Source organism: Patescibacteria group bacterium (assembly GCA_016784145.1).
Taxonomy (GTDB): Bacteria; Patescibacteriota; Patescibacteriia; order UBA2591; family UBA6264; genus BS150m-G65.
Genome location: JADHVF010000003.1, coordinates 92,955 through 108,466, shown reverse-complemented (window position 1 = coordinate 108,466; position 15,512 = coordinate 92,955). Strand labels below are relative to the sequence as shown.

The window sequence follows — 15,512 nt, the reverse complement described above, 5'->3', positions numbered from 1 at the left end:
TATTTAGACATCTTTTTGGCTATATAGAGGGGTATTTTAGCGTCATAAAATATATAATTATTTCAGAAAATGAACAAAAAATTCATGATTTGCCGTGATTTAATGGTTATTTGTCTCTTTTTTGCTCTAAAACTCTCAGTAAGATTCGTGCTCAATGTCTACTTAGGGGCAAGGCCTCTAAGTGAGATTGTTGATTATTGATTACTGATTATTGATTAGCACCCTACTTAGGGGCAAGGCCTCTAAGTGAGGTTGTTGATTATTAATTACTGATTATTGATTTGTAATCTACTTAGGGGCAAGGCCTCTAAGTAGTAAACTAAGTAGGAAATTAGTGTGCGACCTCGGATGTTGCACACTTGTTGAGTAGATTCGACAGGGTTAGTAAAATACAACCTCTATACAGTCATTGATATTATATGTTAAAATATAAAAACAAGCCAAGTTTATGAAAGCATTAAAGCATTAAAGCGTAAAAACAACTCTATCTTGATATTGAATGTCTGCTAAAATGAAATGCTATTCAGAATTTGAAAGTCTAAATAAAATTTTTAAACAAAAGTTATTTTAATGTTCTAGTATTCTCTTGTCTTTATGATATAATGGACTCAGGCAGAATCGAACTGCCGTTTTTGCAATGCGAATGCAATGTATTACCACTATACGATGAGCCCTGTTAATTTATTATTTGCTATCATGTAAAAACAAGTGAATAACAAAGCTAATCAATATCCCCCCGAGAGGAATTGAACCTCTGTTTAGAGATTAGGAATCTCTCGTTCTATCCATTGAACTACAGGGGGTTTTTTATTTATTGTTTTAATGTTTTTTTTGCCAAGAAATCTGTAAATTCACTTAAGAAATTTGTTTGAATGTTTACAACATGTAAAACAAATAAAATTAAAGCAATTATAATTACAATAAGAAAAAGAAGTTTTAAATCTTTAATTAAATGGTTGTTTTGGTTGATGTTTTTATTATCCATGTTTTTCATTTTAAAAGTAAAATACTTTTTGTCAATATAAAAAATAAATATTTGACGATTTTAATAATTTTGTTATAATTTAGTAACTACTATAATAAATTTAATAAACTAAAATTTTATGTTAGGAAAAGAAACAAAAGTGACCCCTGAAGATGCTGAAACAATAATTGGCTCAGGAGTAAAAGTGGATGGTAAATTTAGGGCGTACGGAAATGTTATTATTAAGGGAGAGTTAACGGGTTCACTAAAAACAGAAAATGACCTTCAGTTAAAAGAAGGAGGCGTGGTTAATGCTAATGTTAGAGCAAAGAATGCTTCAATCGATGGAGAGATTAAGGGAAACTTAAATGTTGAGGAAGAAATAAAACTAGGAAGCAGTGCAAAGTTATTGGGAGACATTAATTGTAGTGTTCTTGCAATTGAACAAGGAGCTGTTATTAATGGAAAATGTCAAGTTGGTGGCAGAGAGGATGCACCTGAAGAAGTAGAAGAAGTAGACGAGGAATAAAAATTTAATTTTTATTAATAAAATTTTACTTAAGGCGTAATTGTCTAGAAAATTAAAATTATGTATTTTTATATTTATGATTCTTTCTTGGTTGGCAAAAAATACTTAAAAGTTGTTTCTAAAATAGAAACAAGAGTGTCAACTCTTGGAATTCCTGGGAAAAAATATCAATATTCTATATTGAAAAACATTAAAGAAATGACCAAAAATATTTTAAGAGAAGACAGGTCTCCAACCATAGTTATATTAGGAAGCGATAATCTTTTGGCTGATGCAGCTATAGCGCTTGCTAATACAGATGCTGTTTTGGGATATATTCCAATAGATATTGATTCTCGTTTTGCGCACATTTTAGGAATCACAGTAGATGAATATGCCTGTGATATTATTTCAGCGAGACGAATAGAAAAGGTTAGTCTTGGAAAAATTAATAAAGAATATTTTTTTTCTTCTTTAGTTTTTCCTCAAAACAAGTGCAATTTTTTCGCAAATGATAAATATAAGATTATTCCAAAAAGGAGCAAATTAATAAAATTGATTAATTTAGATTTGTTAAGATTTAATAATTCGTTTTCAAAGACAAGTTTTAAAAAAAGGGCAGGCAACCCAAAAGATGATTATTTAGAAGTTTTAGTTGGCTCTCCTGGTAAAAATTTTTGGTTTTTTAAGAAAAAAGAGAATTTAGATAGTTTGTTTTTTGTAAAAAAGATAGAAGTAAAATCAAAAAATCCTAAAGAGGAAATTTTTATTGAAATTAGTAAAAATAAAAAAATTCAAATACCAGCAGTTATTACACTTGGAGAAGAAAGATTAAAGATAATTGTAGGAAAAGATCGACTTATTTAATTAAGAAAATCGAGAAACATAATTAATAATGAAAATACTTTTTGTAGCCCCAGAAATATATCCAATCATAAAAATAGGCGGATTAGCAGACGTTGTTGGAGCTCTTTCAAAAGAAATAACCAAGAAAGAACACGATGCAAGAGTTGTTATTCCATTTTATTTTGAATTAAAAAATAAAATAAATAACATAGAAAAAATTGGAGAAGCATCTGTATCTGTTAATAAAAAAAAAGAACATTTAAACATTTTTCAAACAAAAATTAAAACAAGCAGTCCAGAACAAAAGCAAACAGAAGTAATAGTATATTTAATTGAAAATGAAAAGTATCTAAGTAGTAACGGGGTTTATTTAGACAATAATAACCCTTTGGCTGTTTTGAGGTTTTTGTTTTTTTCTTTGGCTGTTTTGAAGATATTTAAAATAATTAATTGGAAGCCCGATATTGTGCACTGCAATGATTGGCAAACAAGCATTATTCCCTTTCTTTTAAAAATAAAAAACATATCAATTAAGTCTATTCTTACGGTTCACAATCTTTTTTTTCAAGGAAAAATAAAACAAAAGATTTTCTGTGATTTTTTAGAAATAAAGAAAAAAGATTGTCTTTCTTTAAAAAAAAATAGCTTAAATGTTAACGTTCTCGAGCAAGGAATTCTTTTAGCTGACCTAATTACAACAGTAAGTCCTCAATATGCAAAAGAAATAACCAAGCAACAATTTTCGCTGGGATTAAGAAGATCTATAAAAAAAAGAGCAAGAGATATTTCAGGTATCTTAAATGGAATAGATCAGGATATTTATAATCCTATTACTGATAAATTTTTGAAAAAAAATTATTCAATCAAAACAATAGAAGACAAACAAGAGAATAAGTTATATTTACAAGAAAAGCTAGGATTAAAGATAGACAAGGATATTCCATTACTTGCAATTGTTTCAAGAATTAGCAAGCAAAAAGGGTTGGATTTAATTTTATCTTCTTTTAATAAAATAATTAAATTAAATTGCCAGTTAGTACTTTTAGGGACGGGGAACAAAGACCATGAACAATTTTTTTTAAATCTTTCAAAAGAGAACAAGTCAATGATGGCTACTTTGATTGGGTTTGATTCAATTCTTGCTCATCAAATTTATGCTGGTGCTGATATTTTTTTAATGCCATCAAGGTTTGAGCCATGCGGGTTATCTCAGATGATGTCAATGAGATATGGAACCATTCCATTAGTTAGGAGTACTGGCGGGCTAAAAGATACTGTAAAAAATTTTAAAATAAAAAAATCATCAGATGGAACAGGGTTTGTTTTTAAAATTTTTTCTGTTAAAGTTTTTTTGTTTACACTAAAAAGAGCATTAAATATTTATTATAAAAAAAATATTTGGAGAAAAATACAAGTTAATGCGATGAAAAAAAATTTTTCATGGGAAAATCCAACAATTGAATATATAAAATTATATAAAAAATTATTAACAAAATGAAAATTAATTGGTACGGACAATCATGTTTTAAAATTAAAAATAAAACCAAAACTATTTTAATAGACCCATATGGACCAATCAATGGCGGACTAAAAAGAAAGCCAAATTTTAAGGCAGATATAATTGTTCTTTTTTCTAAAGAAAAAGACAAAAATAAAATAGTTAAATTAGAGAAAGCAAAATTTCTAATTGATCATGCTGGTGAATACGAAATTAAAAATGTTTTTATTTATGGGGTTGATTTCATTAGAGAGAATAGTCAGTCAATAATTTATCAAATTGAAATTGATAATATTCGTTTAGGGTTTTTAGGGGAGATAAACGATACGCTTAAAGATAGAGAAATAGAAGAAATCGATGGTATGGATGTTCTTTTTGTTCCAGTTGGGGGTGAAAATTTGATTGACCCAAGTCAAGCAATGGATATTATTAATTCTCTTGAGCCAAAAATAGTTATTCCTTGCTGTTTTGATATTCAGGGGATAAAAACAAAATTGCTTCCGTTGGAAAACTTTTTAAAAGAGGCGGGGATTGATGAAGTCGAGCGTTTAGATTATTTTACCTTAAAAAAGAAAGATTTATCTGTTGAAAAAACAAAAATTATTGTACTTAAAGAGAAATAATATTTTTTTATGCATAAATTAAAAAAAGGCCAGTTATTATTATTTATCTTGATAGTCGTTTCAATTTTCTTTTTATGGACAATCAACACAAAGTTGCAGTTTAATAAAATAGACCAAGAAGAAAAACTTTTAAATTTATTTAATAAAGGATTTTTAGAGGTTGGTAATATGTTTAATGAAACAAAAGAAAAAATAAAAAATATAAAACAAAATTAAAAATACAAAGAATTTAATTATGAGTATAACCAATGAATAATAACAAAAATACTAACACATCTTTAGAAAAAGAAATAAAAGATTCTTATCTTGATTATGCAATGAGTGTAATCGTGTCTAGGGCATTGCCAGATAGTCGTGACGGACTTAAGCCTGTTCACCGAAGAATTCTTTATGCAATGCATAAAATGAAACTTGGACATAAGGCCAAGCACAGAAAGTCAGCTACAATTATTGGAGAAACATTAGGAAAGTTTCATCCTCATGGAGACCAAGCAGTTTATGATTCTTTAACAAGAATGGCTCAGGATTTTTCTCTTAGATATCCATTGATTAATGGACAGGGAAATTTTGGTAGCGTTGATGGCGATAGAGCAGCTGCATATAGATACACAGAAGCAAAGTTGACACCTATTGCAGAAGAAATGTTAGTAGATATTGAACAAAATACAGTTGATTTTGTTCCAAATTATGACGACACAATTAATGAGCCAAAAGTATTGCCAGCAAAATTACCAAACTTGCTTATTAATGGATCAATGGGTATTGCTGTTGGTATGGCAACCAATATGCCTTCCCATAATTTGGGAGAAGTTTGCGATGCAGTGGTTCATTTAATAGATAATCCAGGCGCAGACACAAAAGAGATATGTGGCTTTATAAAAGGGCCTGACTTTGCTACTGGCGGAATAATTTTTGGTTCTAAAAATATTAGAGAGGCATATTCTACTGGCAGGGGCCCGGTTGTTATAAGATCAAAAACAGACATAATTAAAGGAGAGGGAGACAAATTTCAAATCATAGTAAATGAATTACCATATCTAGTTAATAAGGCGAAGCTTCTGACAAAGGTTGCTGATTTAGTCAAAAACAAAAAAATAGAAGGGGTAAAAGACATCAGAGATGAGTCAGACAAAAATGGAATTAGAATTGTTTTTGAATTAAAAAAAGGAACTATTCCAAAAAAAATATTGAATCAACTTTTTAAACTCACAGAACTACAGCAGACATTTCATCTTAATATGGTTTCTCTTTTGGGGGGAACACAACCAAAGATTATTGGATTAAAGGGCCTTTTAGATGAGTACATAAAACACAGGCAAGATGTTGTGTATAGAAGAGCCGAATATAAATTAATTAAGACTAAACACAGGGCGCACATTTTAAAGGGGCTTGTTATTGCCATAGATCATATTGATGAAGTAATTAAAATAATAAAAAAATCTTCAACAAAAGAGCAAGCAAAAAATAATTTAGTTAAAAAATATAAATTAAGCGAAGAGCAAGCTAATGCGATTTTAGAGACAAGGCTTCATCAGCTAGCTGGCATGGAGATAAAAAATATAAAAAATGAATTAAAAGAAAAATTAATACAAATAAAAAAATTAGAAGAAATTTTATCTAAACCAAAGATGATTTTAGATATAATAAAGAAAGAAACAAATGAACTAAAAGAAAAATATAATGACGATCGTAGAACAATAATTGTCGAGGAAGAAATAGAAAACTTTAAAGACGAGGACCTTATTCCAAATGACCCAACTATTATTATTCTTACAAAATCAGGATATATAAAAAGGTTATCTACTCAAAGCTTCAGGTCTCAATCAAGGGGAGGAAAAGGGGTTAAGGGCTTGTCGGTCAAGGACGGAGATACTGTTCAGCAGGTCATTGTAACAACTACTCATGCAGAAATATTATTTTTTACAAACAAGGGAAGAGTTTTACAAATAAGAGCTTATGATGTTTTGGGGTCTACTAGAACAACTAGGGGGCAATCTTTGGCTAACTTTTTAGAAATTCAAGAGAATGAAAAAATTTCATCAATTCTATCAACCAAGGGATTAAAAGATCACAAGAATATAATAATGGCAACCAAAAATGGAACAATCAAGAAAGTTTCTACAGATGCATTTAAAAATATAAGAAAATCAGGATTAATTGCAATTAAATTAAAAAAAGAAGATTTATTGAATTGGGTTAGCCTTATTGACGATAAAGATAATGTTATTTTGGTTTCATCAAAAGGAAAATCAATTTATTTTGAGGAAAAACAATTAAGACAAATTGGCAGAACAGCTTCTGGTGTAAGAGGAATAAGACTAGATAAGCAAGATTTCATTGTTGGAATGGGTGTTGTTAAGGCATCTAGTAAAAAAGAAAACAATAGATTATTGATTATTACAGCTAATGGATTTGGGAAGGCAACGCCAATTAAAAGTTATCGCATTCAAAACAGAGGAGGCAAGGGAACAAAGGCAGCTAAAATAAACCAAAAAACAGGAAGCATTATAGGAGCGTTAATTTTTGAAAAAAATAATTTACCAGATTTTATTATAGGAGACGTTTTGGTAATATCAGAGAAAGGGCAAACAATTCGTTTTCAGTTAAAAGGGGTTCCAAGAACAGGTAGAGTGACGCAAGGAGTAATGTTAATTAAATTTAAGCAAGAGGGCGACAGAGCAGGCTCTTTTGCTTTAATATAAGATAAAATAATTTCCATGGAATTAATTAAAGAGTTTGTAAAAAAAGGATATCTTAAATCAACTAATATAATTAATGCTTTTGAAGAAATTAAGCGTAAAGATTTTGTTTTGTCTGAGCATTTTAATGAGACAGAAGAGGATAGACCCTTGTCAATTGGTCATGGGCAAACAATTTCCCAGCCACTAACAGTTGCTTTTATGCTTGAACTTTTGAGTCCAAACAAAGGAGATAAGATTTTAGACATTGGAGCGGGGTCTGGATGGACGGCTGCATTATTGGCTCATATTGTTGGCCAACAAGGAAAAGTTTTTGCTATTGAAAGAATATTAGAGCTCAAAAATTTTGGGGAAAAAAATGTTAATAAATATAAGTTTATTGATTCAGGTCAAGTAGAATTTATTTTAGGAGATGGGACTAAGGGACTACCTAATCAATCTCCTTTTGATAGGATTCATGTTGCAGCAGCAGCAAATAATATTCCATCTAATCTCATTAATCAACTTGCGATAAATGGAAAGATGGTTATTCCAGAAGGAGTTAAATCACAGAATATAGTTTTAATTGAAAAAATAGGAGAAAATAAAATTAAGAAAAAAAGTTTTCCAGGATTTCTCTTTGTTCCTTTAATAGAGAAAAATAAATAAAAGTGATTAGATGCAAATTTTTTTTAATAAAAAAATTATAATTATTCTTAGCTTATTACTAATAAGTGGAGTTTGTTTTGATTTTTTGCTAACCAATGAAGAAAGTGTTTATTTTGACGAAGTATTGGTTAAGTTAAGAAATAATTCTAAGATTTATAAAATAAATAATATTATGGGGCTCTCTCTTGATGACATAGAAGAGATAATAACCAAACCACCCATAGAATGGATTGAGCCAAATTATTATTTTCATTCATCTTATTTGCCGAGTGATAAGCTTTATAATAAGCAGTGGTATCTAGACAAGATAAAGGCCCCTCAATCATGGGATTTTGTCAAAGGAGGAAGACAGGATATTATTGTTGCTGTTTTAGATACAGGAGTAGATATATATCATCCAGATTTAAAAGATAATATATGGATTAATCAAGGAGAGACAAAAAACGACAAAATAGATAATGATAATAATGGGTTTATTGATGATATTAATGGTTGGGATTTTATTCAAAATATTCCAGACCCGTCTCCAAAATTTAATGAGTCATATGACGAAAGCGGAATTCATCATGGAACACTTGTGGCAGGCATAATTGCTGCCAAAGGAGACAACTTTGAAGGAATAACAGGGGTATCATGGAATAGCAAAATTATGCCTCTTAGAGTTTTAAGTAGCGAAGGAACAGGTAGTGTTAATAATGTAATTAAAGCAGTAGATTATGCTGTTGATAATGGAGTCAATATTATTAACTTAAGTTTTGTTGGCACAAATAAAAGTTATTTTTTAAAACAGTCACTTAAAAATGCATGGAACAAGGGAGTGATTATTGTTGCAGCAGCTGGAAATGAAACAGCTGGTTCAGCTGTTAACTTAAATCAGTCTCCAAATTATCCAATTTGCCTTGATAAAGGTGATAGCGAAAATTTTATTATAGGAGTAGCAGCAGTAGATAACGGAGACAGGAAAACAAGCTTTTCAGATTATGGATCAGATTGTGTTGATATCTCTGCTCCAGGAGCAAGCATATATGGAACATTAGTATATAGTTCTAATCATGAAAATTTTGATGAATATTATGGGGGATATTGGTCTGGGACATCAATAGCTGCTCCAATTGTTTCGGGTTTATTTTCTTTAGTTTTTTCAATAAATCCTTTATTTAGTCATAAACAGGTTCAGGACTTCGTACTTAGTCAAGCAGACGAGATAGATTCTTTTAATCCAAAATTTTTAGGTCAACTTGGTAGCGGAAGAGTTAATGCTTACAAAACATTAAAATATGCATATGAACAACTTGGCGGAATAGAGAGTCCTTATTATATAGTAACAGGAGCGGGTCCGGGAGGAGGTCCTCATGTTAGGGTTTTTGATTCAGCCGGGTTGCCTATTACTGGATTTTTTGCTTATCACAAAAATTTTCGAGGGGGAGTTAATGTTGTTTCAGGGGATATAAATGGAGACAACAAAGAAGAGATAATAACAGGAGCGGGTCCGGGAGGAGGTCCTCATGTTAGGGTTTTTGATTTATACGGGTCGCCTATTACTGGATTTTTTGCTTATAACAAAGATTTTTTAGGAGGCATTAATGTTGCTGCTGGAGATATAAATGGAGATGGCAGGGACGAAATAATAGTTGTTCCAGAAAAAGGAGGAGAACCAAATATAAAAGTTTTTGATGGTTATGGAAAGTTAAAGCATGAATTTTTAGCTTATAATAAAAATTTTTCAGGCGGAGTTAGTATTTACTCAAGTGATGTTGATAATGACGGAATGGACGAGATAATAACAGGAGCAGGTCCAGGAGGAGGGCCTCATGTTAGGGTTTTTGATGGTTATGGAAATTTAAAATATCATTTTTTTGCTTATAACAAAAATTTTTACGGAGGCATTAATATTACTACTGGAGATATATCAGGGGACAACAGGGATGAAATAATTGTTAGCATTGATTCGGGCGCATCTCCATATATAAGAGTGTTTGGAACAGAATTTCTTTTACTAAAGCAACAATTTTTAGGATATGATAAAGATTTTTATCAAGGAAGTAATATAGTTTCAGCTGACTTTGACGAAGACTCTGTAAATGAAATTATTCTTGCTCCAAATGCTTATTCAGAGCCGCAAGTTAGAATTTTTAATTCTTTTGGCAAACAAGTTTCTCAGTTTTATGCATATTCACGTAATTTTAAGGGAGGAGTTAATATTGCTACTATAAAATCAGCAGGTTATTAAATTATTTAATTTAATTATATGAAAGCAGAGATTAGAAAAGATTATTTTTTAGATAAACATGTTATTATTACTCCACAAAGATCTTCTAGGCCAAGATCAACCACATCTAAAACAATTTTTTTAAAAAAGAAAGCTTGTCCATTCTGTCCATCTAAAATCGAGAAAGATTTGATAAAAAAAAAGTATATATTTGATAACAAAAACACTAAACAATGGGATATAATGGTTTTAAAAAACAAGTATCCAATTGTTGAAATTTCAAACCCAAAAGCATACGGAGAAAGCGAGATAATAATTGAAACGCCAATCCATAAAAAAGAATTGGCTCAATTAGAGTTAAAGCAAATCAAAAACTTATTAGAAGTATATAAAGACAGAATAAGCACTCTTAGTAAGATTCCTAATATTGATTATATTCTTGTTTTCAAAAACAAAGGAGGCAAGGCAGGTGCGTCATTAGTTCATGCTCATTCACAAGTTTTTGCATCAAGTCTTTTGCCAGAAGATTTGAAACAAGAATATATAGCAATATTAAAATACAAGCAAGAACATAATAGTTGTCCTTATTGTGATATAATAATTAAAGAAGAGAATAGTCCTAGAAAAATTTATTCTGATAAACACGTTGTTGCGATTGCTCCATATGCTTCTAGATATCATTACGAATCATGGATTTTTCCAAGGAGGCATATTGATAATTTGAATAAATTGAGCAAAGAAGAAATAAATTCTTTTTCATTTGTATTAAAGAATATTTTGGAAAAACTTTATGATATTGAAGTTTCTTATAACTTTTTTCTTCATCAAGTTATATCTAACAAGGATCAGCATTTTTATTTAAAAATTCAACCACGTGAATCAGTTTGGGCAGGAATAGAGCTCGGCTCTGGCATAGTTGTTAACTCTCTTAGTCCTGAAAAGGCAGCTAAATATTTAAAAATCAATTAATAAATTTTATTATATTTGAAATATGGCTTGGTCAAAAATATTAGGATTAAAAAATAATTTTTTAGAAAAAAAGGGGGAAGAAGTTAATGTTATTTATGTTGAGAAGAATAGTGTTTCAAAAAAAATATCTAAGCAAAAAAAGCAATCAAGTTCTAAAAAATTAAAGAAAGAAACGAGCAAACAGGGCATCAGGCCACAATTAGCAATTGATCTTTATGATGACCGCCAGAATAATCAATTAATTATTAAGGTTATTTTAGCGGGAATTGGGGCAAAACAAGTTGATATTAATGTAGAGCCAGAGATGATCATGATTAATTATGAAAGAGCAAGAACAGAAGATGAATACAGAAAATATTTTTATAAAGAACTTCCTTGTGGCAAGATTTCAAGGACAATAATTCTCCCACATCAAATAAGGCCAGCCAAAGCAAGAGCTAATTTAAAAAATGGCATCTTAACGATTGTTTTGTTAAAAACATCAAAAGAAAAAGACAAAATAGAAGTTGAGTAAGTTTTTATAAACAATGTATGAGAAAAAGAAGTTTTAGCTTGGTTAATTTTAACAACCAACCAAAGAAAAAAACTAGGCAGAGATTATTTTTTTATTTATTTGTAATTTTAATTATAATCATAGGATATTTTTTCACTTTTTTTAAAATTTATGACAATAGAATTTATCCAAATGTATTTTGTTCTGGCAATTTTAATTTAGGGGGCCTCACCAAATATCAAGCAAGTGAACTTTTAAATGTTTGGGTTGATAAAATAGAAACAGGTGGTTTTTCTTTTTATGTTCAGGACCAAGCAAAAGATACCCCCATAAATATACCATCGCAGTTAATAGCGCCAACAGATCCTGACTTGAGTCGTTCTTTACTTTCTTTTGATGTTGATTCGACTGTTAAAAGTGCTTTTAATGTTGGTCGGAATAATAATTTTTTCCAAAAAATAAAACAAATAACATTTGATGTAAATAAGAAAAAAAAGGTTGATTTAATTTTTTGGATTGACAAAGTTCAGCTAATTCATATCTTGGAAGAGAATTTTGGAGAGCTAGATAATCCAGCTAAAAATGCTAAAATAGAATATTCCAAAGATAAGAATGAATTGATATTAATAAAGGAGGAAGTTGGTACAGTATTAAATTATACTAAAGCAATTGATGATTTAATTAAAAATTTAGGGTTATTAAAAAATAATAAAATAGAAATTACATTTGTGGAAGATGGGGCAGATATTAATTCAGGTCAACTATCTAATATAATTGAAGATGCCAGGGATTTATTGTCTTCTGCGCCGTATTCTTTAACATTTGAAGAAAAAAAATGGCAGATAAAATTAAACGATTTGGCTGATTGGCTTGATTCAGGCAAAAATAACTTGAATGAAATTAGTTTGTTTTTTAAAAAAGACAAAATTTCATCTTATTTAGATGAAATAGCAGGAGAAATAAACATTGATCCAGTTTCTCCTCGTTTGGCAATAGAAAACATGAGAGTTTCTGAATTTAAAAAGGGATCCACTGGCATAAACCTACCCATTGATGATAATGTCAAGATAATCATCAAAGAAATTTTTCAGAAAAATAAAAACATAGAGCTTAAGATTGATGTTACAGAGCCAGAACCATTGCCAGAAGATCTTAATAGCCTTGGCATTAACGAATTGCTTGCTGACGGGCGATCTAATTTTTCAGGAAGTCCAAGTAACAGAATACACAACATCAATGTTGGCACAGACAAACTTAACGGAATATTGATTTTGCCAGATGAAGAGTTTTCTCTAATTAAAGCACTTGGAAATATTGATGAAGAGGCAGGGTTTTTAGCAGAGCTAGTTATTAAAGGAGATAGAACTGTTCCAGAGTACGGAGGAGGGCTTTGTCAGATTGCTACCACAACATTTAGAACAGCGATAAATGCAGGTCTTCCAATTACTGAAAGACAAAATCATTCATATAGAGTTTCTTATTATGAGCCAGCTGGAACAGATGCTACTATTTATAATCCAAGGCCAGATTTGAAATTTATAAATGATACAAGTAATCACATTCTTTTTCAAGCAGAGATTAATATAGATAAAAAAGAGTTAATTTTTCGATTTTATGGCACAAGTGACAACAGGAAGGTTATTACTGCCGAGCCAACTATTTTTAATATTGTTGAGCCAGGTCCAATAAAATATATTAAAACAGACGAATTATTGCCAGGAGAAAAAGAAAAAGTTGAATCAGCTCATTATGGCGCTGATGCCAAGTTTAAAAATACAGTTATTTTTGCCAATGGCATTAAAAGAGAAGAAGAATGGAACAGTCACTATAAACCATGGGAAGAAACGTGGTTAATTGGAAGACAAGTAGAAGCAGAGCAATCCACAGATTCATTATTAGATGAAGTAGACAGTAATTAATAATCAGTAATAAATAATCACTAATCAATAATCAATAATCAATAATCAGTAATCAGTAATAAATAATCACTATTTAATAAATTACTTTATGAATATTACAGAACTTGCGAGAAAAGTTAAAATTACTCCAGCAGAACTTCGGCAAAAATTGCCAGAATTGGGTTTTCATATTGGAAAAAGGGCAATTCAGATTCCAAATAAACAGGCTGAAAAATTTATAGAAATATGGCGAGCAGAACAATCAAAGCAAGCAATGCTTAATAAGATTAAACAAAAAATTTCAAAAACAGAAGAAAAAGAAAAACAAGTTGAAAAGGAATTAATAAGCATTCCTTCCAAAATACAGGTTCATCGTTTTGCAGCCAAAATAAATATTCCTCTTAACAAGGTGATGAACGAGCTAGTTAAAAATGGTGTTTTTTGTGGGGTAAATGAGAATATAGATTACGAGATTGCTGCTATTGTGGCAGAAAATATTGGCATTGATGTTCAGCCAGGAGATGAAGAACAAGTAGCCAAAGTTAATGTGAAAGCAAAAATAAATAAAATTTTAAAACAAGAAAAAAAAGAAAATTTAAAGCAAAGGCCACCAATAATTGTTATGGTCGGTCATGTTGACCATGGTAAAAGTTCTATCTTGGATGCTATTAGAAAAAGTAAAATTACAGAGATAGAGCAAGGAGGAATTACTCAGCATATAGGGTCTTATCAGGTTGAAAAAAATGAACATTTAATGACTTTTATTGATACGCCGGGACACGAGGCATTTAAGCAAATGAGGGTTAGAGGGGGAGGGCTAGCTGATATTGCTATTTTGGTTATTTCAGCTGATGACAAAATTCAGCCACAAACAATGGAATCAATAAAAATAATTCATGAAGAAAACATCCCTTTTGTAGTTGCTATTAATAAAATTGATAAATCAGGGGCAGACATAGATAAAATTAAAAAAGAATTATCAGAAATTAATTTAATGCCAGAGGATTGGGGAGGAAAAATTATTTGTATTCCAGTTTCTGCTAAAACAACCAAAGGCATAAATGATTTATTAGACGCAGTAAATATAATTATTGACTTAAATAAGAGCAGTTTTTTAGCAAATCCAACCGGAGAAATGATAGGAGTTGTGGTTGAGTCTAGACTGGATCCAGGTTTAGGACCTATAATGAGTTCAATTATTTTAAATGGGCATATTCAAGATGGAGATAATTTGATTGTTGGAAATAGTTATGGAAAGGTTCGTTTTATTCAAGATTATCTAGGGAATAAGATAAGCAAAACAAAAATTAGTTTACCAGTAGATATTTTCGGATTAAAAAATGTTCCGTCAGCCGGAACTATTATTAAAAAAATTTCTAGTGACAAGGAGTTTAAAAAAATAACAAAACAAATTTCTTCAATTAAATCAAGTCATTTATTTTTTCAAGAAGAAAATGAGCAAGAATATAAAGATACAGCCGAAGCAGCCAAAAATACAAAACAACTAAAAATTATATTAAAAGCAAATAAATTGGGTTCTTTGGAGGCAATAATTCATTCAATAGAAAACTTGAGTACAGACGAAGTTAAAGTTAAAATATTAAAAAAGGGGATAGGACAAATAACAGAAACAGACGTTGATCTTGCTAGTGCATCAAATGCATATATTTTTGGATTTGAAGTTAATGTTTCAGGGTTGGCCAGAAACTTAATAAAAGAGAAGAATGTAAAAGTAGAATTATATAATGTTATTTATGATTTAATTGAATTTACAAAAGAACAGATAAATAAATTATTACCAGAAGAAGTAATAGAAGAATTTTTGGGAGAAGTTAAGATTTTAAAAATATTTCAAAAGAAAAATAAAGAAAAGGTCGTTGGAGGGAAGGTTCTAAAGGGAAAAGTTAATAATAATCGTTTTATTAGAATATGGGAATCGTCAGAACAAGGAAAGCAGTCAGAAAATAGAGAATTAACAAAATTAAAAGGAGAAGGAAAAATTACACAGCTTCAATTTAACAAAAATGACGTTGATGAAGCTGGTGCAGGGAAAGAATGCGGATTAAAAATTATTACACAGGCCAATATAGAACCAGATGATATTTTAGAAATCTACAAAGAAGTTAAAAAGCAAAGAAAAATATAAATTATAAAAAT

The 15,512-nt window shown here is 30.1% G+C and carries 13 protein-coding genes and 2 tRNA genes; 12 read left to right on the top strand and 3 right to left on the bottom strand.

All coding sequences use genetic code 11. From position 1 onward, the window contains the following. Positions 1-603 precede the first annotated feature (603 nt). The 3 genes from ISS06_02885 to ISS06_02875 form a co-directional block, all read right to left on the bottom strand. A tRNA-Ala gene (locus tag ISS06_02885) sits at positions 604-674 on the bottom strand. A 57-nt stretch (positions 675-731) separates the two neighbouring features. Beyond that, positions 732-803, bottom strand: a tRNA-Arg gene (locus ISS06_02880). Positions 804-811: 8 nt separating this feature from the next. After that, on the bottom strand, positions 812-994 hold the full coding sequence (locus ISS06_02875) for a hypothetical protein (GenBank protein ID MBL7054106.1): 183 nt from the start codon (positions 992-994) through the stop codon (positions 812-814). A 109-nt stretch (positions 995-1,103) separates the two neighbouring features. Between ISS06_02875 and ISS06_02870 the strand changes: the two genes are divergently transcribed. From ISS06_02870 to ISS06_02815, 12 genes are all read left to right on the top strand, one after another. After that, complete coding sequence (locus ISS06_02870) at positions 1,104-1,493, top strand: polymer-forming cytoskeletal protein (protein ID MBL7054105.1); 390 nt, start codon at positions 1,104-1,106, stop codon at positions 1,491-1,493. Between the two features lie 60 nt (positions 1,494-1,553). After that, the gene (locus ISS06_02865; protein ID MBL7054104.1) at positions 1,554-2,339 is read left to right on the top strand and encodes a hypothetical protein; all 786 of its coding nucleotides are present in this window, start codon (positions 1,554-1,556) and stop codon (positions 2,337-2,339) included. Between the two features lie 28 nt (positions 2,340-2,367). After that, a complete protein-coding gene (locus ISS06_02860; GenBank protein ID MBL7054103.1) occupies positions 2,368-3,816 on the top strand; it encodes a glycogen synthase in 1,449 nt (482 codons plus the stop codon). After that, on the top strand, positions 3,813-4,439 hold the full coding sequence (locus ISS06_02855; GenBank protein ID MBL7054102.1) for an MBL fold metallo-hydrolase: 627 nt from the start codon (positions 3,813-3,815) through the stop codon (positions 4,437-4,439). Before ISS06_02860 ends, ISS06_02855 begins: the two co-directional genes overlap by 4 nt. Positions 4,440-4,448: 9 nt before the next feature. Continuing rightward, entirely contained in the window at positions 4,449-4,655 is a 207-nt protein-coding gene (locus ISS06_02850) for a hypothetical protein (protein ID MBL7054101.1), read from the top strand. Positions 4,656-4,687: 32 nt separating this feature from the next. After that, positions 4,688-7,141, top strand: coding sequence for a DNA gyrase subunit A (gyrA, locus tag ISS06_02845; protein MBL7054100.1), 2,454 nt, complete (start codon positions 4,688-4,690; stop codon positions 7,139-7,141). Positions 7,142-7,156: 15 nt separating this feature from the next. After that, a complete protein-coding gene (gene pcm / locus ISS06_02840; protein ID MBL7054099.1) occupies positions 7,157-7,786 on the top strand; it encodes a protein-L-isoaspartate O-methyltransferase in 630 nt (209 codons plus the stop codon). Between the two features lie 10 nt (positions 7,787-7,796). Further along, positions 7,797-10,016 (top strand): S8 family serine peptidase, encoded by a 2,220-nt coding sequence (locus ISS06_02835; GenBank protein MBL7054098.1) that lies wholly within the window; start codon positions 7,797-7,799, stop codon positions 10,014-10,016. A gap of 18 nt (positions 10,017-10,034) precedes the next feature. Then, positions 10,035-10,964, top strand: a complete 930-nt coding sequence (locus ISS06_02830; protein MBL7054097.1) for a DUF4931 domain-containing protein — start codon at positions 10,035-10,037, stop codon at positions 10,962-10,964. Between the two features lie 22 nt (positions 10,965-10,986). Then, a complete protein-coding gene (locus ISS06_02825; GenBank protein MBL7054096.1) occupies positions 10,987-11,478 on the top strand; it encodes an Hsp20/alpha crystallin family protein in 492 nt (163 codons plus the stop codon). 17 nt (positions 11,479-11,495) lie between these two features. After that, a complete protein-coding gene (locus ISS06_02820) occupies positions 11,496-13,376 on the top strand; it encodes a VanW family protein (GenBank protein MBL7054095.1) in 1,881 nt (626 codons plus the stop codon). Positions 13,377-13,464: 88 nt separating this feature from the next. Further along, positions 13,465-15,501 carry a translation initiation factor IF-2 gene (locus tag ISS06_02815; GenBank protein ID MBL7054094.1) on the top strand — a complete coding sequence of 679 codons (2,037 nt, stop codon included), beginning with the start codon at positions 13,465-13,467 and terminating at the stop codon, positions 15,499-15,501. Positions 15,502-15,512: the final 11 nt, after the last annotated feature.

Bases quoted from the DNA above. Each gene is read 5' to 3' on its own strand.
- ISS06_02875 (MBL7054106.1), bottom strand. From the start codon at position 994: ATGAAAAACATGGATAATAAAAACATCAACCAAAACAACCATTTAATT.
- ISS06_02870 (MBL7054105.1), top strand. From the start codon at position 1,104: ATGTTAGGAAAAGAAACAAAAGTGACCCCTGAAGATGCTGAAACAATA.
- ISS06_02865 (MBL7054104.1), top strand. From the start codon at position 1,554: ATGTATTTTTATATTTATGATTCTTTCTTGGTTGGCAAAAAATACTTA.
- ISS06_02860 (MBL7054103.1), top strand. From the start codon at position 2,368: ATGAAAATACTTTTTGTAGCCCCAGAAATATATCCAATCATAAAAATA.
- ISS06_02855 (MBL7054102.1), top strand. From the start codon at position 3,813: ATGAAAATTAATTGGTACGGACAATCATGTTTTAAAATTAAAAATAAA.
- ISS06_02850 (MBL7054101.1), top strand. From the start codon at position 4,449: ATGCATAAATTAAAAAAAGGCCAGTTATTATTATTTATCTTGATAGTC.
- gyrA (MBL7054100.1), top strand. From the start codon at position 4,688: ATGAATAATAACAAAAATACTAACACATCTTTAGAAAAAGAAATAAAA.
- pcm (MBL7054099.1), top strand. From the start codon at position 7,157: ATGGAATTAATTAAAGAGTTTGTAAAAAAAGGATATCTTAAATCAACT.
- ISS06_02835 (MBL7054098.1), top strand. From the start codon at position 7,797: ATGCAAATTTTTTTTAATAAAAAAATTATAATTATTCTTAGCTTATTA.
- ISS06_02830 (MBL7054097.1), top strand. From the start codon at position 10,035: ATGAAAGCAGAGATTAGAAAAGATTATTTTTTAGATAAACATGTTATT.
- ISS06_02825 (MBL7054096.1), top strand. From the start codon at position 10,987: ATGGCTTGGTCAAAAATATTAGGATTAAAAAATAATTTTTTAGAAAAA.
- ISS06_02820 (MBL7054095.1), top strand. From the start codon at position 11,496: ATGAGAAAAAGAAGTTTTAGCTTGGTTAATTTTAACAACCAACCAAAG.
- ISS06_02815 (MBL7054094.1), top strand. From the start codon at position 13,465: ATGAATATTACAGAACTTGCGAGAAAAGTTAAAATTACTCCAGCAGAA.